The sequence below is a fragment of the Chloroflexota bacterium genome (genome assembly GCA_026706485.1).
Lineage (GTDB): Bacteria > Chloroflexota > UBA11872 > UBA11872 > UBA11872 > JAJECS01.
Window position 1 is genome coordinate 125,379 of the sequence record JAPOYR010000013.1, and the last position, 22,791, is coordinate 148,169.

The 22,791-nt window shown below is 70.9% G+C and carries 20 protein-coding genes; 10 read left to right on the forward strand and 10 right to left on the reverse strand.

What is annotated here, in order from left to right:
• Nucleotides 1-49: 49 nt before the first annotated feature.
• The 3 genes from OXG79_14100 (at nucleotide 50) to OXG79_14110 (ending at nucleotide 1,867) form a co-directional block, all read left to right on the forward strand.
• Nucleotides 50-523: an HIT family protein gene (locus tag OXG79_14100; protein MCY3784896.1), complete on the forward strand. Its 474-nt coding sequence runs from the start codon at nucleotides 50-52 to the stop codon at nucleotides 521-523.
• Between the two features lie 113 nt (nucleotides 524-636).
• Nucleotides 637-1,077: an SRPBCC family protein gene (locus OXG79_14105; GenBank protein ID MCY3784897.1), complete on the forward strand. Its 441-nt coding sequence runs from the start codon at nucleotides 637-639 to the stop codon at nucleotides 1,075-1,077.
• 10 nt (nucleotides 1,078-1,087) lie between these two features.
• Nucleotides 1,088-1,867 carry a hypothetical protein gene (locus tag OXG79_14110; GenBank protein MCY3784898.1) on the forward strand — a complete coding sequence of 260 codons (780 nt, stop codon included), beginning with the start codon at nucleotides 1,088-1,090 and terminating at the stop codon, nucleotides 1,865-1,867.
• 20 nt (nucleotides 1,868-1,887) lie between these two features.
• On the opposite strand, the gene OXG79_14115 is transcribed toward OXG79_14110, so the two are convergent.
• The 9 genes from OXG79_14115 to aroF are packed head-to-tail and all read right to left on the reverse strand — an operon-like array spanning nucleotide 1,888 to nucleotide 10,683.
• Complete coding sequence (locus tag OXG79_14115) at nucleotides 1,888-3,042, reverse strand: mandelate racemase/muconate lactonizing enzyme family protein (GenBank protein ID MCY3784899.1); 1,155 nt, start codon at nucleotides 3,040-3,042, stop codon at nucleotides 1,888-1,890.
• Between the two features lie 43 nt (nucleotides 3,043-3,085).
• Complete coding sequence (gene radC / locus OXG79_14120; protein ID MCY3784900.1) at nucleotides 3,086-3,814, reverse strand: DNA repair protein RadC; 729 nt, start codon at nucleotides 3,812-3,814, stop codon at nucleotides 3,086-3,088.
• Between the two features lie 8 nt (nucleotides 3,815-3,822).
• Nucleotides 3,823-4,647, reverse strand: coding sequence for a gamma carbonic anhydrase family protein (locus OXG79_14125; protein MCY3784901.1), 825 nt, complete (start codon nucleotides 4,645-4,647; stop codon nucleotides 3,823-3,825).
• A gap of 51 nt (nucleotides 4,648-4,698) precedes the next feature.
• The gene (gene aroB, locus OXG79_14130) at nucleotides 4,699-5,763 is read right to left on the reverse strand and encodes a 3-dehydroquinate synthase (protein MCY3784902.1); all 1,065 of its coding nucleotides are present in this window, start codon (nucleotides 5,761-5,763) and stop codon (nucleotides 4,699-4,701) included.
• On the reverse strand, nucleotides 5,763-6,311 hold the full coding sequence (locus OXG79_14135; protein MCY3784903.1) for a shikimate kinase: 549 nt from the start codon (nucleotides 6,309-6,311) through the stop codon (nucleotides 5,763-5,765). Before OXG79_14135 ends, aroB begins: the two co-directional genes overlap by 1 nt.
• A complete protein-coding gene (gene aroC, locus OXG79_14140) occupies nucleotides 6,308-7,492 on the reverse strand; it encodes a chorismate synthase (protein MCY3784904.1) in 1,185 nt (394 codons plus the stop codon). Before aroC ends, OXG79_14135 begins: the two co-directional genes overlap by 4 nt.
• A gap of 4 nt (nucleotides 7,493-7,496) precedes the next feature.
• The gene (aroE, locus tag OXG79_14145) at nucleotides 7,497-8,360 is read right to left on the reverse strand and encodes a shikimate dehydrogenase (GenBank protein MCY3784905.1); all 864 of its coding nucleotides are present in this window, start codon (nucleotides 8,358-8,360) and stop codon (nucleotides 7,497-7,499) included.
• Nucleotides 8,357-9,625 (reverse strand): 3-phosphoshikimate 1-carboxyvinyltransferase, encoded by a 1,269-nt coding sequence (aroA, locus tag OXG79_14150; protein MCY3784906.1) that lies wholly within the window; start codon nucleotides 9,623-9,625, stop codon nucleotides 8,357-8,359. The genes aroE and aroA overlap by 4 nt, the downstream gene beginning before the upstream one ends.
• Nucleotides 9,626-9,648: 23 nt before the next feature.
• Entirely contained in the window at nucleotides 9,649-10,683 is a 1,035-nt protein-coding gene (gene aroF, locus OXG79_14155) for a 3-deoxy-7-phosphoheptulonate synthase (GenBank protein ID MCY3784907.1), read from the reverse strand.
• A 356-nt stretch (nucleotides 10,684-11,039) separates the two neighbouring features.
• Here aroF and OXG79_14160 point away from each other — a divergent pair, with 356 nt between their 5' ends.
• Complete coding sequence (locus tag OXG79_14160) at nucleotides 11,040-12,443, forward strand: DUF2851 family protein (GenBank protein MCY3784908.1); 1,404 nt, start codon at nucleotides 11,040-11,042, stop codon at nucleotides 12,441-12,443.
• A 27-nt stretch (nucleotides 12,444-12,470) separates the two neighbouring features.
• Here the strand turns inward: OXG79_14160 and OXG79_14165 are convergent, their stop codons facing one another.
• The gene (locus tag OXG79_14165) at nucleotides 12,471-13,904 is read right to left on the reverse strand and encodes an extracellular solute-binding protein (GenBank protein MCY3784909.1); all 1,434 of its coding nucleotides are present in this window, start codon (nucleotides 13,902-13,904) and stop codon (nucleotides 12,471-12,473) included.
• Nucleotides 13,905-13,954: 50 nt separating this feature from the next.
• Here OXG79_14165 and lon point away from each other — a divergent pair, with 50 nt between their 5' ends.
• The 6 genes from lon to OXG79_14195 are packed head-to-tail and all read left to right on the forward strand — an operon-like array spanning nucleotide 13,955 to nucleotide 22,760.
• On the forward strand, nucleotides 13,955-16,381 hold the full coding sequence (lon, locus tag OXG79_14170) for an endopeptidase La (GenBank protein ID MCY3784910.1): 2,427 nt from the start codon (nucleotides 13,955-13,957) through the stop codon (nucleotides 16,379-16,381).
• 12 nt (nucleotides 16,382-16,393) lie between these two features.
• Nucleotides 16,394-18,331 (forward strand): molecular chaperone DnaK, encoded by a 1,938-nt coding sequence (dnaK, locus tag OXG79_14175; protein MCY3784911.1) that lies wholly within the window; start codon nucleotides 16,394-16,396, stop codon nucleotides 18,329-18,331.
• A gap of 3 nt (nucleotides 18,332-18,334) precedes the next feature.
• Nucleotides 18,335-18,859 carry a nucleotide exchange factor GrpE gene (locus OXG79_14180; GenBank protein MCY3784912.1) on the forward strand — a complete coding sequence of 175 codons (525 nt, stop codon included), beginning with the start codon at nucleotides 18,335-18,337 and terminating at the stop codon, nucleotides 18,857-18,859.
• A 7-nt stretch (nucleotides 18,860-18,866) separates the two neighbouring features.
• Nucleotides 18,867-19,793 carry a J domain-containing protein gene (locus OXG79_14185; protein MCY3784913.1) on the forward strand — a complete coding sequence of 309 codons (927 nt, stop codon included), beginning with the start codon at nucleotides 18,867-18,869 and terminating at the stop codon, nucleotides 19,791-19,793.
• Nucleotides 19,794-20,204 (forward strand): MerR family transcriptional regulator, encoded by a 411-nt coding sequence (locus OXG79_14190; protein MCY3784914.1) that lies wholly within the window; start codon nucleotides 19,794-19,796, stop codon nucleotides 20,202-20,204.
• A gap of 27 nt (nucleotides 20,205-20,231) precedes the next feature.
• Nucleotides 20,232-22,760 (forward strand): AAA family ATPase, encoded by a 2,529-nt coding sequence (locus OXG79_14195; GenBank protein MCY3784915.1) that lies wholly within the window; start codon nucleotides 20,232-20,234, stop codon nucleotides 22,758-22,760.
• The last annotated feature ends 31 nt before the right edge of the window (nucleotides 22,761-22,791 follow it).

Below are 22,791 nucleotides of genomic sequence, written 5' to 3' on the forward strand. Positions count from 1 at the left end.
CGCTCGGCGCCGCGCGCCGTCAGGGCCATACTGACGCATGGAAAACCGCTTGACCTACGCGCCACCGGGCTACGACTGCCCGTTCTGCCGCATCGCCCGCGGGGTGTTTGGCGGCCCGGTGCGCGGCGGCGCGGAAGCCGACGTGCTGCGGACGCCAGACGTGACGGCGTTTGTCGGCTCCCACTGGTGGCCGCGAAACGAGGGGTCGGTGATCGTGATCCCCAACGCCCACTACGAGTCGATATTCGACCTGCCCGCCGAGGCCGCGGCGCGGATTCACGCGGTGGCGCAGCGCGTCGCCGTGGCCATGACCCGCGTCTATCGTTGCGAAGGCGTCTCCACGCGTCAGCACAACGGCCCCGGGGGCGGCCAGGAGGTCTGGCACTACCACCTCCACGTGTTGCCGCGGTGGCCCAACGACCAGCTCTACGAGCGCACGGCGGAACGCTTCAGGGCGCCGCCGGACGAACGGGCGCGGCGGGCCGCCATGCTGCGGGCCGCGCTCGACTCCGACCGCGGCTGAGCGCTGAGGCCAGGGCGGGCGTTCGCCCATCCCCGTCTCCGTGGGCGGCCAGGGTCTCCGACCCGCGGCGCCGCTGCGTCACAATGGCTGCCGCCGTTACCCGAGGACGACCCATGCAAGAAATCGCCCGCATCCAGATCGACGCCTCCCCGGACAACGTGTTTGCGCTGCTGGCCGACACCGACCGCCGCGGCGAGTGGCAGCAAGGCGTCGAGACGTTCGACTACGCGTCCGAGTTCGACCCCGACAACGCGGTGGGCGCGACATTCACCCAGCGCATCCGCGAAGGCTGGCGCGTGACGGAGTACCAGGGTGAGATCACGACCTACGATCCGGGTGCGTGCTGGGGCTCGCGCACGACTGGCGGCTCCTACTCGATGGTCGTGGAATACCGGCTCGCGCCGGTGGACGGCGGCACGACGGTGACCACCGTCGTGGACGTGGGGTCGGACTCGTGGTTCGTGCGCCTCATGGGATTCCTGTTCGGCTGGCTCACACGCTCGCTGGGCCGCAAGCACCTGCGCGCGCTCAAGGAGCTGGTCGAAGCGTCCTGATGTGCTCGCGATGCCGCGCATTCGCCTGATCCACTGGAACGCCGACGAGGCCGCGGAGCGGGCGGCGCGGCTGGCGAATGATGAGATTCGGGTCGATCACGCGCCGCTGGACCCGGCCGGACTCCGGGCGCTGCGCGCCGACCCGCCGGATGCCGTCGTGATCGATTTGAGCCGCCTGCCGTCGCACGGGCGCGACCTGGGCGCGGCGCTGCGGCAGACCAGGGCCACGCGTTTCGTCCCGCTGATATTCGCCGACGGGGATCCGGCCAAGGTCGCCCGGGTGCGGGAGCTGCTCCCGGACGCCACGTTTACCGACTGGCCGGGGGTTCACGAGGCGCTGGCGCATGCCCTGGCGCATCCGGCGGCGGAGCCGCTAGTCCCCGCCTCGAGCATGGCCGGATACTCGGGCACGCCATTGCCGCGCAAGCTCGGCATCAAGCCTGGCTACGCGGTGGCGCTCGTGGGCGCGCCCGAAGAGTTCGAGCGCACCCTGGGCGAGTTGCCGCCCGACGTGACCCTGCGCCGCCGCGCGCAGGGCCGCTGCGATCTGATCGTCTGGTTCGTCGGGTCGCGCCGCGATCTCGAGCGGCGCGTCGCGCGCTACGGCGCCAGGGCGGGCGCGGGCGGGCTCTGGATCTGCTGGCCCAAGAAGGCCTCCGGCGTGGTGTCCGATTTATCTGAGCGCGTGGTGCGCGAAACCGGGCTCGCGCAGGGTCTGGTGGACTACAAGATCGCGTCCATCGACCAGACCTGGTCGGGATTACGCTTTACGCGCCGCAAATCCGGCTGACTCCGGCGCGGATTCCGCGGCTACCCGGACCGCGGCCAGGGATGCTCGGCGATTGCCACCTCATCGAGGTCCGTGCCCCAGCCCGGCGCGGTGGGAATGCGCATGTGGCCATCGGCGATCTCGGGCAACGCGGTCACGATATCGTCGCGCCAAGGCGCCGAGTCCACGTCGACCTCCATCATGGCCAGGTTGGACACGCAGGCGCTCCACTGCGCCGCGATGAACGTGGCCAAGTGGCTGTAGTAGTTGTGCGGGGCGACGTTGATCTCGTAGGTCGCGGCCAGCGTGGCGATCTCCACCGACTGGGCCAGGCCGTTCCACGGCACGTCGATCACCGCCACGTCCACGGCGTGCCCCTCCAGGAACGGCAGGAAGTCGCGCACGGTGTTGAGGCTTTCGAGCGAAGCCAGCGGCATGGGCGCGGCGTCGCGGATGTCCCGCAGCGCGGCCGGGTCGTACATGTCGATTTCGATCCAGCGCAGGTCGAACGGCTCCAGCGCCCGCACGAGCTTGATGCAGGCCTCCGGGCGGAAGCGAAAGTTCAGATCGAGGCAAATGTCGACGCGCGGCCCCACGGCCTCGCGCAGCGTGCCGATCAGCTGCACCGCTGTGTCCAGCGTCGCGTGGTCGAGGTTGGCGTCCCCCCGCGTCCAGAAGTTCGCCGGTTCACCCGGCGTGAAGATGTTGGTCTTGAGCGCCGTAAAGCCCCGGCGCACGGCCTCGCGGCCCAGCTCGGCGACATCGTCCCAGGTCCGCAGCGGCGGGGTGCCGAGAATCTCCGGGCTGCGGGCGCGGTAGCTGCCGAAGTGCGACCAATAGAGCCGCACGCGATCGCGCGTGGGACCGCCCAGCAGCCGGTGCACCGGCACGCCGAGCGCCTTGCCCTGGATGTCCCACAGCGCCAGCTCGATGCCCGCGATGCTCTTGGTCAGCAGCCCGCCCAGGTTCTGCTGCGTGTGGCGGCTGAGGTCGCGCACGACGGCGCGAATGGCGCCCGGATCGCGCCCGACCACCAGCGGGGCCAGGTCGCGGATGCCGCCGGCCAGCGCGTGCGCCCCGCGCCAGTCGGTGCACTCGCCGTATCCGGTGATGCCCGCGTCGGTGGTGATCTTGACGAAGGTCCAGGCCGTCCAGCCCGCGTCGCATTGCAGCGGCTCGACCGACGTGACTCTCATTGGGGTGACGGACGGCGATGGGCGGCAAGTGATCGTGGCACGGCTACCACTCGATTCCGTGCTCGCGCAGGCTCACGAATTTGGGCGGATTGGTCGGACCGCGGGCAATCACCAGGTGGTCGAGCACCTCGACGCCGAGGAGCTTGCCCGCCTCGGCGGCCGTGCGCGTCAGCTTGGCGTCGTCGTCGGAGGGTGAGGGATCGCCCGACGGATGGTTGTGGGCCAGGATCACCGCGGGGCATTCCCGCCGCACGGCGTCGCGAAAGACATCCGCCATGCTTGCGCCCACGGTGTTGACCCGGCCTTCGGCAATCTTTGATAGGTCCATCACGCGATGTCGACCATCGAGCAGCACCACTTGAAACGTCTCACGCGGCAAGGCCGCCATGCGGGGCGCCAGGAATTCCGCGGCATCGGCCGGGCTGCGAATCTCGGGGCGCGAATCCACCGGCTCGATCTGCAGGCGGCGCCCAAGTTCCAGCGCCGCCTTGATCTGCACCGCCTTGGCGCGGCCGACGCCGTGATAGGCGCAGAGCTCGTCCATGGTCGCCGCCTCCAGCCCCGCCAGCCCGCCCTCGGCCAGCAGCTTTTGGGCCAGCTCGACGGCGCTGCCGCGATCAGACCCGACGCGCAGGATGATGGCCAGCAGCTCGGCCTCGCTCAGCGCCTGCGCGCCGTCTTCGGCGAGCCGCTCCCGCGGACGGCTCGAGGCCGCCATGTCGCGAATGCGAACGCTATAGCCCGGTCGTCGTCCGTCGGGCGCGGCGGCCATCCGGCGGATCAGCCCGCCGCGGTGTTGTGGCCGGCGTCGCGCTCGTCGGCCGCCAGCGCGCGGTATTCCGCCGCCCGCTCGATGATCAGGTGCTGGACCTCCGGCGCGGTGACGTCGCGCATCGGCCGCGCCGGCACGCCGACCAGCAACGACGATTCGGGAAACTCTTTGTTCTCCGGCACGAGCGCGGCCGCGCCCACGATCGAGTGACGGCGCACGTGCGCCCCGCTGAGCACCGTCGACTGGATGCCGATGAGGCACTCGTCCTCGATGATGCAGGCGTGCAGCACGGCCATGTGTCCCACGGTGACGTCGGCCCCGATGCGCAGTGGAACGCCGGGGTCCACGTGCAGCACGCAGCCATCCTGGATGTTCGTGCCCGCGCCGATGATCACCGGCGCAATGTCGGCGCGGATCACCGTGTTGAACCACACGCTGACGCCGTCCCCGAGGCGCACGTCGCCTATGAGCTTGGCCCCGGGCGCCACGAAGGCGCCGCGGCCGATGGTGGGCGCCTTGCCATTGATCGCCAGTAGGCTCGGGTCGGACTCCGCCGCAGGCGACGGGCCCATGTCCCGCAGCAGGACCTCTTCCTGCAACGCGCGCAGGTAGGCATCGTCAAGGGTTTCGCGGGGCCGCAGGATCAGATACAGCACCGCGCCGATGGGGCCGAGCAGCAGCACCATCAAGGTGGCGAACATGCGGACGTAGAGGTCCTGGGTGCGCCGCCCGATGTCGTAGTGCGCCCAGATGGCGCCGGCCACCCACGCCGCCGCCGCAAAGGCGGCGGCCAGCGCCAGCGCCACGGTGATTCCGCGGCCGAGCGGCTCCACGCTAGATAGTCCCGGGCCGGAAAGGCATGCGCGATTGTAGTGGCGGCGGGCTCATGCGGCCGGGGCCCGAAGCTCGCGCAGCACGTCGTGAACGATCGTGGGGTCCACGTGATGCCCCGGGCTGGCCGCGCCGATGCGCTGGGCCAGCACCCATTGGATGCGCCCCCCGCGCACTTTCTTGTCCCGCTGCATCGCCTGCCGCAGGTCGTCGGGCGCGGCACTCGCATACGTTTGCGGCAGGCCGACGCGGCGCAGCAGCGCGTCTTGACGCTCGGCGTTGGCTTCGGTCAGCACAGCCGCGCGAACACTGATGGCCGCGGCCCCGCGCATGCCGATGGCCACCGCCTCGCCGTGCCGGTAGGCGCCGTAGCCGCACACGGTTTCGAGCGCGTGGGCGATGGTGTGCCCGTAGTTGAGCACGGCGCGCGGGCCGCGGTCGTGCGGATCCTCGTCCACGATCCGCGCCTTCCAGCGCACGCAGCGTGTCACCAGCTCTTCGAGCAAGGCGGGGTCGTGCAGCGCATCGACGCTCCGCTCGATCAGCTCGAACATGTCTGCGTCGAAGATCATCGCGGTCTTGATCACTTCGGCGTAGTCCGCCACCAGCTGCTCGCGGGGAAGGGTGGCCAGCAGGTCGGTATCGATCACGCTCGGCCGTGCCGGGTAGAAGGCGCCGACGAGGTTCTTGCCCGCCGCCAGATCAACGGCCACCTTGCCGCCGACGCTGCTGTCGATCTGGGCCAGCAGGGTGGTCGGCACCTGGATCAACGGCACCCCGCGCAGGTAGGCGGCGGCCACGAATCCGGCAAGGTCGCCAACCACGCCGCCGCCGAGGGCGATGATGGGGTCGCCGCGCTCGGCGCCTTGCTCCGCCAGCCAGATCCACAAATCGGATGCAATCTCGACCGACTTGCTGGATTCGCCGGGGGGAACGGCCTGCGCGTTGACGTTGACGCCGTCGCGGGCCAAGCCCGCCACGATACGGTCGCCGTGCAGCCGCATCACGGTGGCGTCGGCAATCACCCACGCGCGCGGGGGCAAGCCCTCCCGCTCCAGCACCCGCGCCAGCCGACTGCTGGCGCCGCGCTCGATCTGGATGTGGTCCATGGTGTCCATCAGGCCGAGCCGGTGGCGTTTGCGGCGCGCACCTCAGCGGCCAGCGTGTCGGCAATTTCGGCCACCGAGCGGTCGTCGGTCGCGACATGCAGGTGGGCCTGTCGGTAGGCGGCTTCGCGCGCCGCGATCAAGTCGGCGAGGCGGCGGCGTGGATCGTCGCCGAGCATGGGCCGCGGCTCGGCCGCCAGCCCGGCTTCCAGACGGACGGCGGCCACGTCCGGGCTGACCTGCAGCCAGGCGACGAGACCGCGCGCGAGCAGCCGCTCGCGGGTCGGCGCATCGGCCATGGCGCCGCCGCCGAGCGCCCCGACGGCGCACGGTCGCGCGCTCAAGGCATCCACCACGTCCCGTTCCAGGTCGCGAAACGCCGGCTCGCCGTCCTGGGCGAAGATCTGTGGAATCGACCTGCCGTCGCGCGCCGCGATTTCCGCGTCGCTGTCCCAGGCCGACCAGCCGAGTCGAGCCGCGGCGGCCCTGGCGACCGACGATTTGCCGGCGCCGCTCATGCCCACGAGGAACAGTCGGTCCACGGGGCGGCGGCCGCTCACGTGGCCGCGGGCGCTGCCCGCGAGGCCGCCCGCTGTGCGCGCACCGCGGCCGCGATGTCCTCCATGTTGTCGCCGCCGAACTTCTCGAGCAGCGCGTCGGCCAGCACCAGCGCCACCATGGCCTCGCCGATCACGCCGGCCGCCGGCACCACGCACACGTCCGAGCGTTCGAAGTGCGCCTGGGTGCGCTCGAGGGTCTTGACGTCGACGGTTTGCAGCGGGGTGCGCATGGTCGAGATGGGCTTCAGGGCGCCGCGCACGATCAGCGGCTGCCCGTTGGTCATGCCGCCCTCGGTGCCGCCGGCGCGATTGCTCAGGCGCGTCCAGCCGCGCGCCTGCGTGCGATCGATCTCGTCGTGCACGTCGTGGCCCCGGCGCGCGGTGTTGTCGAACGCGCTCCCGATCTCCACGCCCTTGACGGCGTTGATGCTCAGGATGGCTTGCGCCAGGCGTCCATCGAGCTTGCGGTCCCAGTGCACGTGGCTGCCAAGACCGATGGGCAGGCCCCAGGCGACGACCTCGAACACGCCGCCCAGAGTCGAGCCGGCCGCACCGGCGGCGTCGATGGCTTCGATCATGGCGTCGGCGCGCTCGGGCGTGACGGCCCGCACCGGCGAGGCCTCGACGTCGTCCCAGGGCCAGGATTCCGGCTGCAAGGGGTCCAGATCGGGCGTGTCGTCCACGGGACCGATGCGCGCCGCGCGGCTGCGGATCTCGATGCCGGCGGCGGCCAGCAGCCGACGCGCGACCGCGCCCGCGGCCACCCGCGAGGTGGTTTCGCGCGCGCTGGAGCGCTCCAGGATGTTGCGCAGGTCGTCGGTGCCGTACTTGACCATGCCCGCTAGATCCGCATGACCAGGCCGGGGCTTGGTGACCGGCGGAATCTCTCCGTCGATCGGCTCCACCGCCATCTTGTCCTGCCAGTTGGCCCAGTCGCGGTTCTCGATGAGCAAGGCCACCGGACTGCCCAGGGTGCGACCGTGGCGCACGCCGCTGCGGATGGTGGCCTGGTCGCGCTCGATCTGCATGCGCCCGCCGCGACCGTAGCCGCCTTGCCGACGCGCCAGATCGGGGTTGATGTCGTCCGCGGTGAGGGCGAGTCCGAACGGCAGCCCCTCGACGATGACGGTCAGTCCGGGGCCGTGCGACTCGCCGGCGGTGAGAAAACGAAGGCGTCCCATGGTGCTAGGCCCCTGACGCGGCCAGCGCGTTCCGGGCAGCGTCCATCATAGTGTCCACGGGCGCCGGCCGGCCCAGCCATCGTTCGAGGCTGGCGGCGCCCTGCAGGACCAGCATTTCCAGACCGCCGAGCACGCGACAGCCGATGGACCGCGCGTGCGCCAGCAGGGGCGTTTCCGCGGGGCGGTAGACGATGTCGCAGACGAAGAGCCCGTCGTGCAGCCACGACAGCGGCAGTGGAGCGGCCATCGGATCCGGGCCGCCGACCATTCCCAGGCTCGTGGCATTCACCAACAATTCGGCGTCGCGCACCTCGCGTGGCAGCGCCGAATCGGCAAGACCGCAGCTGGTGACGGCCAGCGGCTGGCCGGCGAGGGCCGCAGCTAACGCGTCGGCGCGCTCGCGGCGCCGGTTGGCCAGGGTCAGATGCTCGACTCCGAGGTCGGCGAGCGCCCAGGCCACGGCGCGGCCCGCCCCGCCCGCGCCCAACAGCACGGCGCGTGCGCCGGCAGGGTCGAAGCCGCCGTGCTCGGTGAGCGCGCGCGCGAAGCCTTCCATGTCGGTGTTGTCGCCGATGAGCTTGCCGTCGCGGGCGTCGACCGTGTTCACGGCCGCCAGACGCTCGGCGGCGGGGGTGCGCCGGTCGACCAGCTCGGCCACGCGCAGCTTGTGGGGAATCGTCACGTTGAGCCCGCGCCACTCGCCGCGGCGAGCCTCGCGCACACGCGCCTCGACATCCTCCGGCGGCGTCGGGACGGCGCGATAGACCGCGGGCACGCCCAGGGCGTCAAGCGCCGCCTGCTGAAACGCCGGGGACAGCGTGTGTCCGAGCGGCCAGCCGATGACGCCAAAGCGGAGGTCGGGGCTCATTCGCTCAGGGTCGCCAGATCGTCCCAGAAGCCGGGGTAGGACACCGCGGCGCTGTCCGCGCCGTCGATGGTGACGGGGCCGTTGCCCGAGAGCGCGGCGGCCGCCGCCAGCATGGCGATGCGGTGGTCACCGGCGGCGTCGGCGCGGCCGCCGCCGGCCCGTTGGCCGCCGGCGGTCACGAAGCCGTCGGGCTGCTCGTCAACCTCGACGCCGAGCGCGGCGAGGGCCGCGGCCGTCGTGCGCAGCCGGTTGGATTCCTTGGCGGCCAGCTCGGCGGCGTCGCGAAGCCGGGACTCGCCGTCGGCATGCGCGGCCAGCAGCGCCACCAGGGGGGCCTCGTCGATGAGTCGCGGCACGAGGTCGCCGCCCGCGTCGGCGGCGTGCATGGATGACGATCGGGCCACGACGGTCCCGACGGGCTCCGGATCGTGGCGCTCGACTTCGACGCTCACGTCGGCGCCCATGGTGCGCAGCACGTCGAGCAGGCCGGTTCGCCCGGGGTTGAGACCCACGTCGCGAACGGTGATCTCCGCGTCGGGATGCACCACGGCCGCCGCAATCCAGAATGCCGCCGACGAAAAATCGCCCGGAATGTCCAGGTCCAGCGGCGCCAGCGGCCCATTCGGCGTGCAGCCGACGGTTCCATCGTCAGAGGTGACCGTGGCCCCCTGCGCGCGCAGCAAGCGCTCGGTGTGGTCGCGGGAAGGCGCCGGCTGCTCCAGCGACGTCGGTCCGTCGGCTTGCAGGGCGGCCAGCAGGACGGCCGACTTGACCTGGGCGCTGGCCACCAGCGACCGCAGACGGGCTCCGTGCAAACGGGCCGGCGCGAAGGCCATGGGCGCGCGGGTGCCGTCGGCGCGGGCGTGAATCCGGGCGCCCATCGCGCGCAAGGGCTCGACCACCCGCCCCATCGGCCGGCGGCGCAGCGAGTCGTCCCCGGTAACGAACGAATGGAAGGACCGGCCGGCGAGGATGCCGCTGACGAGGCGCAGCGTAGTGCCGCTGTTGCCGCACGACAAGACATCGGCCGGCTCGCGCAAGCCCGAAAACCCGCCGCCGCGAACCACCAGCTCGTCGCCGTGCACGGCGTGAGACACGCCCAACGCCGCGACGACGCCGGCCGTGGCCTGCGTATCGGCGCCGAGCCCCGGCCGTCGAACGCGCGAGTCCCCGGATCCGATCGCGCCCAGCAGCAGGGCCCGATGGGTGATGGACTTGTCGCCCGGCACGCGCAGCTCGCCGCGCAGGCGGCGCGCCGGCGGCACGACACGACTCCGCGCCGAGGACATCAGCTCACCGCGGCGGGAGCCGGCACCGGGCGGCCCAGCGCCTGCGCCATTGGCACGAGCTTGCCCATGAGCTGCGTGAAGTGCTCCAGGCTGAGACTCTGCGCCCCGTCGATCAGCGCCGTGTCCGGCGAGGGATGCACCTCGAGCAGCACGGCGTCGGCGCCGGCGGCGACCGCGGCCAGGGACATGGATTCCACCATGTGCCACTTGCCGGTGCCCTGCGACGGGTCCACGACGATTGGGAGGTGGGTCGCCCGGCGCAGCAGCGGCACGGCGTTTAGGTCGAGCGTAAAGCGCGATTCGGTTTCAAAGGTGCGGATGCCGCGCTCACACAGCAGCACGTTGGGATTGCCCGCCGCCAGGATGTACTCCGCGCACATGATCCACTCTTCGATGGTGTTGCCCATGCCGCGCTTGAGCAGCACCGGCGTCTCGAGCCGCCCCACCTCGTTGAGCAGGGGGTAGTTCTGGGCGTTGCGCGTGCCGATCTGCAAAATGTCGGCCACGTCCGCGATTTCCTCGACCTGCCGCGGGTCGAGAATCTCGGTGATGACGGGCAAGCCGGTCAGGGCCTTGGCTTCCTCGAGCAGCCGCAGGCCCTCGGTTCCCATTCCCTGGAAGCTGTAGGGCGAGCTGCGCGGCTTGAACGCCCCGCCGCGGAGAATCTGGGCGCCTTGCGCCGCCACGTGCTCGGCGGTGACGATCAGCTGGTCGCGGCTTTCCACCGTGCACGGTCCCGCCATGACGGCGACCGAGCCGTCGCCGATCGTGACGCCGCCCACGGTGATGGCGGTGCGCTCCTGCCCGTCGCGCCGCGCCGCCAGCTTGTAGGGCGCGCCGACCGGCATGGCGGTTTCGACCCCCGGCATGCGCTGGATCTGCTGCAGCAGCTCAGGCGGGCGGTGGCCAATCACCGCGATCACGGTCTTCTCGACGCCGTAGAGCATCCGCGTTTCCAAGCCCTCGGCGCGGATACGCCCGGCGACGGCTTCGATCTGGTCACTGGAGGCCTGCTTGGCCAGGACGACAATCATGGGTGGGTTCTCCTTCGCTCGGATTCGGGCAACAAAAAAGCAGAGGCTTTGACCTCTGCTGCCGGCGCGTTCTCGATCGGGGGAGCTACATGACGTGCGCACCCAGCCGCGCCGGCCGCGTAAACGCGAAGGTATACCGCTCGACCCGGCTGATTCGTGGCATTCGTGAGCCTGCGCCGTCCCCGTGCGCCGCGAGTGTGCGCGCGAAGCGCCGATTCGTCAACGCCGAATCACAAAAGTCACGATTGGCTTCGCGCCCTCGGTCCCGCGCAAATCGCCGCGGATCCCTGATGCAACACGCTGAGAACGGCTGCGGCGAAGGGGGCGATATGCTTAATCGCTCCGGCCGGATCGATATGAGTGGCACAGCGCTGAACGGCGACAGGCAACGGCCGGCCTCCGAGGCCGAGCTCGTGGCGGCGTGGCTGCGACAGGCCGTGCGGCGCGGCCCGTGGCGCGATAGCAGCGGCCGCACCGTCGCCGTCATCTACCCCGGGCGCTGGACCGGCCTGCCGGGCCCGGATCTGCGCGACGCCATCGTGAGCATCGACGACGGGCCGGCGCGCCGCCTCGATCTCGAGGTGCATCTGGCGGCCGCCGACTGGCGGCGCCACGGTCACGATCGCGACCCGGCCTATGCCGCCGTCGGCCTGCACCTGGTCTGGGAAATTGGATCGCACCCGCCTGCGGCGGGGCCGCCGACGATCGCCCTGGCGCCTGCGTTTTCCAGGGCCGCCGGGCCGGCTGCGGCCGACCCGGCGTCGGCGCACGAGGCGCTGCCATGCCGACGACCCGGTCCGGCGGGCGCCGCCTCACGCCGCGAAACCGTCGCCGCCATCGAGCGACAGGGCCAGCGCCGCCACGCCGAGCGCACGGCGGTGCTGGAAAGCAACATCGTCGCCCTGGGGCCCGATCAGGCGCTGCACCAGGCCATCCTGCGCGCGCTCGGCTACCGCCCGAACGCCGAGACCTTCGAAGTCCTGGGCGGCTGCGTGACGAGCGACCTCGGCGAGGCGCTGGCCGCGAACGGCGCGGACGCCGGCCTGGCAGTGCTCGAGGCCGTGCTCATGGGCGCCGCCGGGCTGCTGCCCATGCAGCGCGGCGCGCCAGCGGCTGACGGCTACGCGCGGACGCTGCAGCGCATCTGGCAGTCCTACGGGCGGCTCACGTGCCTGCACGCGGCCGACTGGACCCTGCAATCGGTGCGGCCGGCCAACCGGCCGACCCGCCGCATCGCCGCGGCGGCGCGGCTGCTGTCGCGCGCGCCGGATCCGGGCCGGAGCCTGGTGGAAACCGCGCTGGCGGAGGTACGCCGCGCGGCTGAGGCGTCGGATCCGCGGCGGCTCCAGGCCCGATTTCAGGTGGCCGAGCCGCCGGACGCCTATTGGGCCCGGCATTTCGACTTTGGAAAACCCACACGGCGCCCGGCGTCCGCGCTGGTGGGCACGGGCCGCGCGCGCGAGATCCTGGTCAACGCCGTGCTCCCGTTCGCCGCGGCCATGGGCCACACGCTCGGAGATTCCGACCTGCCGCGGGCCAGCGCCGCGATCCTCGCCGCGCTGCCGGGCGGCATGTGGAATCAAGACTCGCGCTATATGGTCCAAACGCTGGGGATCGAGCGCCGCGGCCTCGGCGGGGCAAACGCGCAGCAAGGGCTCTTGCGGCTCCACCGCCGCTGGTGCCGGGACAAGCGCTGCGACGCCTGTCCGATGGCCCGCTGCGCCGCGACGCCCGGCGTGGAAACGGCGGCTGCCGTCTAGGGCGTTCGTTCCGCGGCGACCGCGACGCTAGCCGCCCGAGTCCAGGGCCAGCTCGCGCGCGACGGCTTCCGCCGCCGCCAGGGCTCCGTCGGCCGACTGGCGGCCGAAGATCGCCTCCTGCACCTGAATCTGCAACTCGTGCTCCCAGGACAAGAACCAGCGTTCCCACAGCCGCTCCACGGGACGCGCGGCGGCCAGGATCGACGTCAGGGCATTCGGATCGATCCAGGCCGCCAGGTCGCCTTCGACCTCCGGACGATCGAGCAGCTGGCGGTAGGCGGGAATCAGGCCCTCCTGCTGCAGCCAAAAGGCCGCCGAGGCATAGTCGCCGGCCGGTCCCGGCCCGCCCAGATAGTTCACCAGGTCGACGGCGTCCGCCGGCCGCGGCGTGTTGGCGGCCACCGAATAGAGGGGCGTCCAGGCGACGGTGCCGAGCGGCGAGGCGATGCCCGGGATCGGCGCCACGCCGAAGGCGCCGGGCGACGCTTGATTGAGGCGGCGGAGCACATGGGCGCCGACGATGCTGAAGATGTGCTGCTCGCGGGCCAACGCGTCGTAGGTAGCCAAGCCGAAGTCGGGATCCACGACGTTCGACACCGCGCTGGCGTCGCGCAGCCACTCCAGCACCGCGACCGCCGCCGGGTCCGGGCCGTCCGGCGCCGCCAACCGACCGCCGGAGGCATACACGAGCCCCCACCACGGAAGATTGGTGAAGACCTTGGGCGCGAGGTTAAGGGAAATGCCGAATTCGACGATCTGCCGCCGCGCGGCATCGCGGCACACGTCGGTGAGCTCTTCGAGCGTGCTCGGCACGGGCGCGCCCACGCGATCCAGCAGCTGCCGGTTGTAGGCCAGCAGCATCACGTCGGCGTAATACGGCAGGCCGACCACCTGCCCGCCAAGGGTGACGGACTGCCGGGCGTGGGGCCACATGGCGTCCAGCACCACGCGCCAGGTGTCCTCGGCGCCCATGGTTTGCAACGCGCGACCCGACCACCACGCGCCCACCAAGCCGTCGCGCGCCTGTACCACGTCCACCGAAGGCAAGCGGGTCAGGGCCTCGAGGGCTCGCACCGGATAGTCGTGCTGCGCCTGCTCGTGGAGCACGCGCACGTCGCCGCGATACCGTTCGAAGGCGTCGAGCCGCTGCCGCAGCAGATCCGGACGGAATGGCCAGCCCAGCAAGCGCAGCTGCGCCGGAGCCGGAGGCTGCGGCGGCGGCGCGGTGGGCGGCGGCGTCGGGATCGGCGACGGCGCGGGCGTCGCCTCCGGCGCCGCTTCGCCGCACGCCACGAGGGCGGCGGCTCCTAGCCCCGCACCGAGGACGCGCCGGCGGGAGAAGCGGCGGCGGCGCACCGCCGGGCGTTGGGCGTTCGGCATAGGCTGGAAGTGTAGCCCGGAGCGGGCGTCGAGCCGCGCGCCCTCGGCGGAGAGTCGGGACAGGCGAAGGTATAACGTCACGCACTGAGCATTCTTGACATGGCCACACTCAATCTTTAGACTCGATCTCGATGGGTCGAAGTGCGGAGCAGTCGGTGTTGGGAAACCTGGCGGCGTCGGTCGACGAAACGGCGGCGACCACCGCCGAGACGCGGTCGGAGCTGGTGGTCATGCCCGTGGTGCCGCTGCTCGATTGGGTCGCGTTCCCGGAAATGGCCATGCCCTTGCAGGCCAGCCGCGACGCCTCGCTGGCCGCCGTGGCGGCGGCCGAGACGCGCGGCGGCCGCGTGGTGCTGGTGGCGCAGCGGCGCGCCAGCGACAAGGTGCGTCCGTCGGACCTTTTTGAGGTCGGCACCATTGCCGAGGTCATTCGCAAGCTGCGCATGCCCGACGGCAGCCAGCAAGTGCTGCTGCAAGGCCGCCAGCGCGCCCGGCTCGAGTCCGTGGAAGAGCGCGAAGGCCATCTCGTCGCCCGCGTCGAACCCGTCGAGATTCCCCACGAGTCATCGCTGGAGCTCGAGGCCCTGCGCCGCGTCGTGGTGGCTCAGGTGGAGGCGGTGGCCGAGGAGACCAACACCTTTCCCCCCGACGTCGTGGCCATGACGCGCCGCGTGTCCGATCCGAGCTGGCTGTGCGACTACATCTGTTTTTCCTCCGACATGCCGATGCGGGAGCGCCAGGACGTGTTGGAAGCGTTCGAGCCCGTCGAGCGCCTGCGGCGCGTGGCCCGCTACCTGGCGCGCCAGGCGGAGATGCTGGACATCCGCAACAAGATTCAAGGCGAGATCCAGGACGGCATTGAGAAAGTTCAGCGCGACTTCTACCTGCGCGAGCAGCTGCGGGCGATCCAACGCGAGCTCGGAATCTCGAACACCCAGATTGACGACACCGACGAGTTGAGCCGACGGGTGGAGGAGTCCGACCTGCCCGAGGTGGTGCGCGAGAAGGCCGAGCACGAAATCAGCCGGCTCGAAGCCACGCCCCCGACCTCGCCGGAGATCGGCGTGATCCGCGGCTACCTCGACTGGCTCCTCGGCCTGCCCTGGAGCACGGAAACCTCGGATCGCCGCGATCTGCGCCGCGCGCGGCGGGTGCTGGAGCGCGATCACTACGGCCTGGTGCACGTCAAGCAGCGGGTGCTGGAGTTCCTCGCCGTGCGCATGCTGTCGGACGCCTTCCGCACGCCGATCCTTTGCCTGGTCGGGCCGCCCGGCGTCGGCAAGACGAGTCTGGGGCGCTCAGTGGCCCGAGCCCTGGGACGCGAGTTCGTGCGCATCTCGCTGGGCGGCGTGCGCGACGAGGCGGAAATCCGCGGCCATCGCCGCACCTACGTGGGGGCCCTGCCGGGCCGCATCGTGCAAGCCATGCGCCGCGCCGGCTCGCGCAATCCGGTGCTGCTGCTCGACGAGGTCGACAAGATCGGGCGCGACTTTCGGGGCGATCCCTCGTCCGCCCTGCTGGAAGTGCTCGACCCGGAGCACAACCACAGCTTCACCGACCACTATCTCGAAGTGCCGCTCGATCTGTCGCGCGTGCTGTTCGTCACCACGGCCAACGACGCCGAAGCCATCCCCGCAGTGCTGCGCGATCGGATGGAGGTCATCGAGCTGCACGGCTACACCGAGGATGAGAAGGTCCGCATCGCCGACGGGCATTTGCTCCCGCGCCAGCTCAAGCAGCACGGGCTCGGCGGACGCGGCATCGAGTTTTCCGATCGCGCCATCCGCGAAGCGATCCGGCACTACACCCGCGAGGCCGGCGTGCGAAACCTCGAGCGCGAGCTCGGGTCGGTCTGCCGCAAGCTGGCGCGCCGCGTGGCGGACGGGCGGCGTTTCGCGCGCCGGGTCACCCCGCGCGTGGTGCGCTCGCTGCTCGGCGCGCCGCGCTATCTGCCGGAAGACGACGACCGCTCGCCGCTGGTGGGCGTCGCCACCGGCCTGGCCGTCACCCCGTTCGGTGGCGAGGTGCTCGACGTGGAGGCGTCCGCCGTACCGGGCAGCGGCAAGCTGCGCCTCACCGGTCAGCTGGGCGAGGTGATGCGCGAGTCGGCGCAGGCCGCGCTGTCCTACGTGCGGGCGCGGGGTGACGCGTTCGGCATGGATCGACCTAATTTCGGGCAAACGGACGTGCACGTGCACGTGCCGGCGGGCAGCGTGCCCAAGGACGGCCCCTCGGCGGGCATCACCATGAGCACCGCCATCATGTCGGCCGTCGCCGGCGTGCCCGTGCGGCGCCAGGTGGCCATGACCGGCGAGGTCACGCTGCGCGGCCGCGTCCTGCCCATCGGGGGGCTCAAGGAGAAGGTGCTGGCGGCGCACCGGGCCGGCCTGCGCACGGTGGTGGCGCCCGCGGAAAACCGGGCGGACGTCGACGACGTACCCGCGAAAGTCCGACGACAGATGCGATTTGTGTGGGTGGACGACATGGACGCGGTCCTGACGACCGCATTGATGACACCGGCGACGAGCCGGCCCGCGCCCCATGGCGCGACGGCCTAGGAGGCAGAGCGAATGGCAACCAAGATCATCGGCATCGACCTCGGCACGACGAACTCCGTCGTGGCCGTGATGGAGGGCGGCGCGCCCACCGTGGTCACCAACAGCGAGGGCTCGCGCATCACGCCCAGCGTGGTGGGCTTCGCCAAGGACGGCCAGCGGCTGGTGGGCCAGCTGGCGCGACGCCAGGCCGTGATGAACCCCGAGAACACCATCTACTCCGCCAAGCGCTTCATCGGCCGCCGCTACGACGAAGTCGGCGACGAGCGCAGCGCGGTGACCTTCGACGTGGTCCAGGGCAAGGCCGGCGAGGCGCTAATCAAGATCCCCGAGCGCGGCCAGGAGATCACGCCCGAAGAGATCGCCTCGATGGTGGTCCAAAAGCTCAAGCAGGAGGCCGAGCGCTATCTGGGCGAATCGGTCACCGATGCCGTGATCACCGTGCCGGCCTATTTCAACGACTCGCAGCGCCAGGCCACGCGCAACGCCGGCGAGGTCGCCGGGCTGAACGTGCGCCGGATCATCAACGAGCCGACCGCGGCGGCCCTGGCCTATGGCCTGGATAAGAAGGGCGCCGAAACGATCCTCGTCTGGGACCTGGGCGGCGGCACCTTCGACGTGTCGATCCTGGAGGCCGGTGACGGCGTCTTCGAAGTCAAGGCCACCAGCGGCGACACGCATCTGGGCGGCGACGACTACGACCGCCGCATCGTCGATCACGTGGCCAACGAGTTCCAGCGCGACCAGGGCATCGACCTGCGCCAGGACTCCCAGTCGCTCCAGCGTCTGGTCGAGGCCGCCGAGAAGGCCAAGCAGGAGCTCTCAACCGTGCCGCAGGCGCAGATCAGCCTGCCCTTCATCACCGCCGATCAGCACGGCCCCAAGCACCTGGATCACACGCTGACGCGGGCCCAGTTCGAGGACCTGACCGCGGACCTGACGGCGCGCTGCGTGCCGCCCTTCAAGCAGGCGCTGCGGGACGCGGGCATCGAGGCCGGCGCCATCGACGAAGTGGTGCTGGTCGGCGGATCCACGCGCATGCCCGCCATCGTGGACCTGGTCACACGGCTGAGCGGTAAGGAGCCCGACCAGAGCGTCAACCCGGACGAAGTGGTCGCGGTCGGTGCGGCCATCCAGGGCGGCGTCCTGGCCGGCGAGGTGGACGACGTGGTGCTGCTGGATGTGACGCCGCTGTCGCTGGGCGTCGAGACCCTCGGCGGCGTCATGACGAGCCTGATCGAACGCAACACGACGATTCCCACCAGCAAGTCCGAGATCTTCTCCACCGCCGAGGACGGCCAAACCGCCGTGGACATCCACGTGCTGCAGGGCGAGCGCCCGATGGCGCGCGACAACACCACGCTGGGCCGCTTCCGGCTGGAGGGCATTCCGGCGGCGCCGCGCGGCGTGCCGCAGGTCGAGGTCACGTTCGATCTCGACGCCAACGGCATCGTCAACGTGTCGGCCAAGGACCTGGCCACGGGCAAGGAGCAGCGCATCACCATCACCGCAAGCACCAACCTCTCGCGCGAGCAGGTGGAAGCGCTGGTCAAGGAAGCTGAGGAGAACGCCGAAACGGATCGGGAGGCGCTCGAGGCGATCGAGACGCGCAACGCCGCCGACAGCCTGGCCTACCAGACCGAGCGGCTGATCAAGGACAACGGCGACAAGCTCAACGCGGACGACAGCGCCGCGGCCGAGCAGGCCATCGAAGAGGTGCGCGAGGCGCTCAAGGGCGAGGACCTGGACAAGGTCCGCAGCACGGTGGCCGTGCTGGAAACCGCCGCCCAGAAGCTGGGCGAGCAGCTCTATGCGGCGCAGCAGGCCCAGGGCGACGGCGCTCCCGCCGACGGCCCGCAGCCCTCGACCGACGCCGACGACGTGGTGGACGCGGAGTTCAAGACGAGCGACGCCGATGCCGAGGCTGAGGCCCAGCCGGCCGACGACAAGTAGCCCATGAGCGCCACCGAACCCCGTGAATCCACGTCCCGCATGAGCGACGACCCGATGGCCGAGCACCGCGAGCCGGAGGAGGAGATCGCCACGCTGCGCGCCGAGATCGAGTCGCTCAACGACAAGCTGCTGCGCGTGCGCGCCGACACCGACAACTATCGCAAGCGCCTGGAACGCACCACCGAGGACCTGGTGCGCGACGCCAAGCGCCGGCTGTTCATGGATCTGCTGCACCTCGCCGACGACCTGGAGCGGGCGCTGGCCGCGCCGCACGACGACGGCCGGGCGCTGGCCGAGGGCGTGGATCTCACGCTCACGCGCCTGCGGGACGTGCTGGCCGGCTATGGCGTGCGCCGAATGGACTCCGGCGGCGCCTTCGACCCGAACCTGCACGAGGCCGTGGCCACCGCGGCCACCGGCGACGTTCCCGACGGTCACATCCTGGACGAGGTCAGCCGCGGCTATCTCTGGGGCGACATGGTGCTGCGCGCGGCGCGCGTGCGCGTCGCGGTGGCACCCGACGACTAGCGACGCCATGGAATACCGGGACTACTACAAGACGTTGGGCGTCAGCCGGCAGGCCAGCGACGACGAGCTCAAGCGGGCCTTCCGCCGTCTGGCGCGTCGCTTCCACCCCGACGTCAATCCCGGCGATCCGCAGGCCGACGCGCGCTTCAAGGAGATCAACGAGGCCTACCAGGTGCTCAGCGACCCCGACAAGCGCAAGCGCTACGACCGCTTTGGATCGAACTGGCGACAGACCGGGTCGTTCGAGGAGGCGTTTCGACGAGCCGGAGCCCCGACCGGCGCCTCGCCGGGAGGCTTTGGCGGCGCGGGCTTCAGCGACTTCTTCGAGTCCCTCTTCGGCAGCATGGGGTTCGGCGGTCAGCGTCCGGGTCCGCCGCCCAGCGCGGACGTCGAAGATCGGCTGGACATCACCCTGCGCGAGGTCTCCGAGGGCGGCCGGCGCTCGCTGATGCTGCGCGCGCCGCACGCCGACGGCCAGATGCGCCAGGAGCGCATCGACGTCACCATCCCCAAGGGGGTTCGCGACGGTCAGCGGCTGCGCGTGACCGGCAAGGGCAGCATCCGGCCGGACGGCACCCGCGGCGATCTGTATCTGCGCGTCGCGGTGTCGCCCGACTCGCGCTTCGAACGCCACGACGCGGACCTGCACACCACGGCGACCATCGGCCTCTCGGAAGCCATGCTCGGCGCCAACGTCAACGTCTCCACCCTCGGCGGGCCCACCCTGACGGTGCAGGTGCCGCCGGAAACGCGCGACGGCGCTCGGCTGCGGCTGCGCGGCCAGGGACTGCCGAAGGCCCGCTCGAATCAGCGCGGCGACATAATCGTGCGCATTCGGGTGCGGCTGCCGCAGGATCTCTCACACCGCGAGCAAGCGCTGTTCCGCGAGCTCGCCGAGCTGCGCGGCGAACAGCCGCTGCCCCAACGAAGCTAAATGCGCTCCCCCGACGACTTTGACGCCGTCAGCGAACCGGACGCCGGCATGCGCGAGCGGCCCGCGGTGTTCATCGGCGTGGTGGCCGAAATCACCCGCGTGCATCCGCAAACGCTGCGCCACTACGAGCGCATCGGCCTGGTCACGCCGGGGCGGTCCCGGGGCAACGTGCGCCTCTATTCGCAGGAAGACATCGAGCGCGTGCGGCTGATTCAGCGCCTGACCCATGAGCTGGGCGTGAACCTGGCGGGCGTCGAGGTGATTCTGAACATGCGCGAGACCCATGAGCGGCAGCGGCAGGAATCGGAACGCCGGGAGCAACGCCTGGGCGATCGCCATCAGCTGGAGATCGAGCGCCTGCAGGCGGAGATCGATCGACTGCGCGCCGCGCTGCGCCGCCTGGTCGGATAGCGGGGCGGGCAAGGAGCCACGAGCACCATGATGAACTTCGACCGATTCACCGAAAAGGCGCAAGAGACGGTGCAGCGCGCCCAGTCGATCATGCTGGAGCATGCGCACAACCAGCTCGACGCCGAGCACATCCTCCTGGCGCTGCTCGAGCCGGCGGACGGCGTGGCGGTGCGCATCGTCCAACGGCTGCGCGTCTCGCCGGACCTGATACGAGGCGAGCTGCGCCGCCTGCTGGCCGACAAGCCCCGCGTCAGCGTCGAGGACGGCGACGGCGGTGTGGCGCAGGGCCAGATGTTCGTGACGCCCCAAACCCTGGAGCTGATGAACGCGGCCCGCGAGGAGGCCGAACGCCTCAGCGACGAGTTCGTGGGCAACGAGCACCTGCTGCTGGCCGTGGCGCGCTCGCGCAACTCCGAGGCCGGGCACGTGCTGCGCCGCACCGGAGTCGATACGGAGGGCATCTACGGCGCCCTGCGCGACGTCCGGGGTGCCCAGCGCTCCTCCAGCCCGTCGGCTGAAAGCCGCTACGAGGTGCTCGAGAAGTACAGCACCGACCTCACCGAAATCGCGCGCCACGACAAGCTCGATCCGGTCATCGGTCGGGAGCAGGAAATCAAGCGCGTGATCCAGGTGCTCGCCCGCCGGACCAAGAACAACCCCGCCCTCATCGGCGAGCCGGGCGTCGGCAAGACCGCCATCGTCGAGGGCCTGGCCCAGCGCATCGCCGGCAACGACGTGCCGCGCATCCTGCGCGACCGCCGCGTGCTGGCCATCGACATGGGCGCCATGGTCGCCGGCTCGAAGTTCCGCGGCGAGTTCGAGGAGCGCCTAAAGGCCGTGATCAACGAGGTCCGCGCCTCCGACGGCGAGATCATCCTATTCTTCGACGAGCTGCACCAGGCCGTGGGCGCCGGCGCGGCCGAGGGCGCCATCGACGCGTCGAGCATGCTCAAGCCGGCCCTCGCGCGCGGCGAGCTGCAAGCCATCGGCGCCACCACGCTCGACGAGTTCCGCACCCACGTCGAGCGCGACAAGGCACTGGCGCGGCGGTTTCAGCCGGTCTACGTGGAAGAGCCCTCGGTCGAGGAAACGGTGGCGGTGCTACAGGGGTTGCGCCCGCGATACGAGCAGCACCACGACCTCAAGATCAACGACGAGGCCATCGATGCCGCCGCCCGCCTCTCCGACCGCTATCTCACCGAACGCCACCTGCCCGACAAGGCGATCGACCTGATGGACGAGGCAGCCGCGAAGGTTCGGGTCGACATCTTCGACACGCCGCCCGAGCTGCGCGACGTCGAGAAGCGCATCGAGGAGCTGCAGGAGGCGGAGGAAAACGCCTGGCAGGCCCGCGACTACGAGCGCGCCGCCAACGTCAAGTCGGACGTGCTGCAGCTCAACGCCAAGCTCGAGGACTGGCGCAAGCGCTGGCTGGCCGAGCGGGACCTGGACGACGTGGTCAGCCGCGAGGACATCGCCGACGTGGTCTCCAACATCACCGGCATTCCCGTGGCGCGCATGTTCGAAGAGGAGGCCGCGCGCCTGCTCCACATGGAAGACGCGCTGCACCAGCGCATCGTCAATCAGAAAGAGGCGGTGACCGCCGTTGCCGACGCCATCCGGCGCTCGCGCGCGGGCATCGCCGACCCGCGCCGGCCCATCGGCTCGTTCTTCTTCCTGGGACCCACCGGCGTGGGCAAGACCGAGCTGGCGCGCGCGCTGGCCGAGTTCATGTTCGACGACGAGTCGGCCATGCTGCGCATCGACATGTCCGAGTTCGGCGAGCGGCACTCGGTCAGCCGGCTGGTGGGGGCGCCGCCCGGCTACGTCGGCTACGACGACGCGGCCCAACTCACGGAGAAAGTCCGGCGCCGGCCCTACCAGGTGGTGCTCTTCGACGAGGTCGAAAAGGCCCACCCGGAAATCTTCAACGTCCTGCTGCAGGTGCTCGACGACGGGCGGCTCACCGACGGCCACGGGCGCGTGGTGGACTTCAGCCACACCATCATCATCATGACGTCCAACGTGGGCGCGCAGCAGATTCGACGCGAGAACGCCTTGGGATTCCGGCAAAGCGATGCCGCGGACTCGGCCGCCAGCGAAGACCGCGCCATGCGCACCCGGCTGCGAAACGAGCTGCGCAAGACCTTCCGGCCCGAGTTCCTCAACCGCGTGGACGAGATCATCATCTTCCACTCGCTGACCCAGCCGCAGCTGCGCGAGATCGTGGACCTGATGGCTGCCGACCTGGGCCGCCGCATGGCCGCGCAGGGCATCGGCGTCGAGCTCACCACCGCCGCCAAGGACCGCGTGCTCGAGCTCGGCTGGAACCCGGACTACGGCGCGCGGCCCCTGCGGCGCACCCTGCAGCGCGAGGTCGAAAACCACATCGCGCGGCTGCTGCTCGACCAGAGCTGCGATGCCGGCTGCAGGGTCCGCGTGGACGTGGCCGACGACGACTTCACGTTCGACGTGCAGCAGGCGGCGCCCGCGGTGGACGGCAACAACGGCGCTGTCTCCGACGCTGCCGTCGAACCGGCGACCACCAGCACTTAGGGAGGCGCTGAAAGCGCCAATGGATCCAACC

Coding starts and splice junctions, on each gene's coding strand:
- aroF (MCY3784907.1), bottom strand. CDS start 10,683: ATGATTGTCGTCCTGGCCAAGCAGGCCTCCAGTGACCAGATCGAAGCC.
- radC (MCY3784900.1), bottom strand. CDS start 3,814: ATGGCCGCCGCGCCCGACGGACGACGACCGGGCTATAGCGTTCGCATT.
- OXG79_14110 (MCY3784898.1), top strand. CDS start 1,088: ATGCCGCGCATTCGCCTGATCCACTGGAACGCCGACGAGGCCGCGGAG.
- OXG79_14190 (MCY3784914.1), top strand. CDS start 19,794: ATGCGCTCCCCCGACGACTTTGACGCCGTCAGCGAACCGGACGCCGGC.
- aroE (MCY3784905.1), bottom strand. CDS start 8,360: ATGAGCCCCGACCTCCGCTTTGGCGTCATCGGCTGGCCGCTCGGACAC.
- dnaK (MCY3784911.1), top strand. CDS start 16,394: ATGGCAACCAAGATCATCGGCATCGACCTCGGCACGACGAACTCCGTC.
- OXG79_14160 (MCY3784908.1), top strand. CDS start 11,040: ATGAGTGGCACAGCGCTGAACGGCGACAGGCAACGGCCGGCCTCCGAG.
- OXG79_14185 (MCY3784913.1), top strand. CDS start 18,867: ATGGAATACCGGGACTACTACAAGACGTTGGGCGTCAGCCGGCAGGCC.
- lon (MCY3784910.1), top strand. CDS start 13,955: ATGGGTCGAAGTGCGGAGCAGTCGGTGTTGGGAAACCTGGCGGCGTCG.
- OXG79_14195 (MCY3784915.1), top strand. CDS start 20,232: ATGATGAACTTCGACCGATTCACCGAAAAGGCGCAAGAGACGGTGCAG.
- aroC (MCY3784904.1), bottom strand. CDS start 7,492: ATGGGACGCCTTCGTTTTCTCACCGCCGGCGAGTCGCACGGCCCCGGA.
- OXG79_14180 (MCY3784912.1), top strand. CDS start 18,335: ATGAGCGCCACCGAACCCCGTGAATCCACGTCCCGCATGAGCGACGAC.
- OXG79_14115 (MCY3784899.1), bottom strand. CDS start 3,042: ATGAGAGTCACGTCGGTCGAGCCGCTGCAATGCGACGCGGGCTGGACG.
- OXG79_14105 (MCY3784897.1), top strand. CDS start 637: ATGCAAGAAATCGCCCGCATCCAGATCGACGCCTCCCCGGACAACGTG.
- aroB (MCY3784902.1), bottom strand. CDS start 5,763: ATGGACACCATGGACCACATCCAGATCGAGCGCGGCGCCAGCAGTCGG.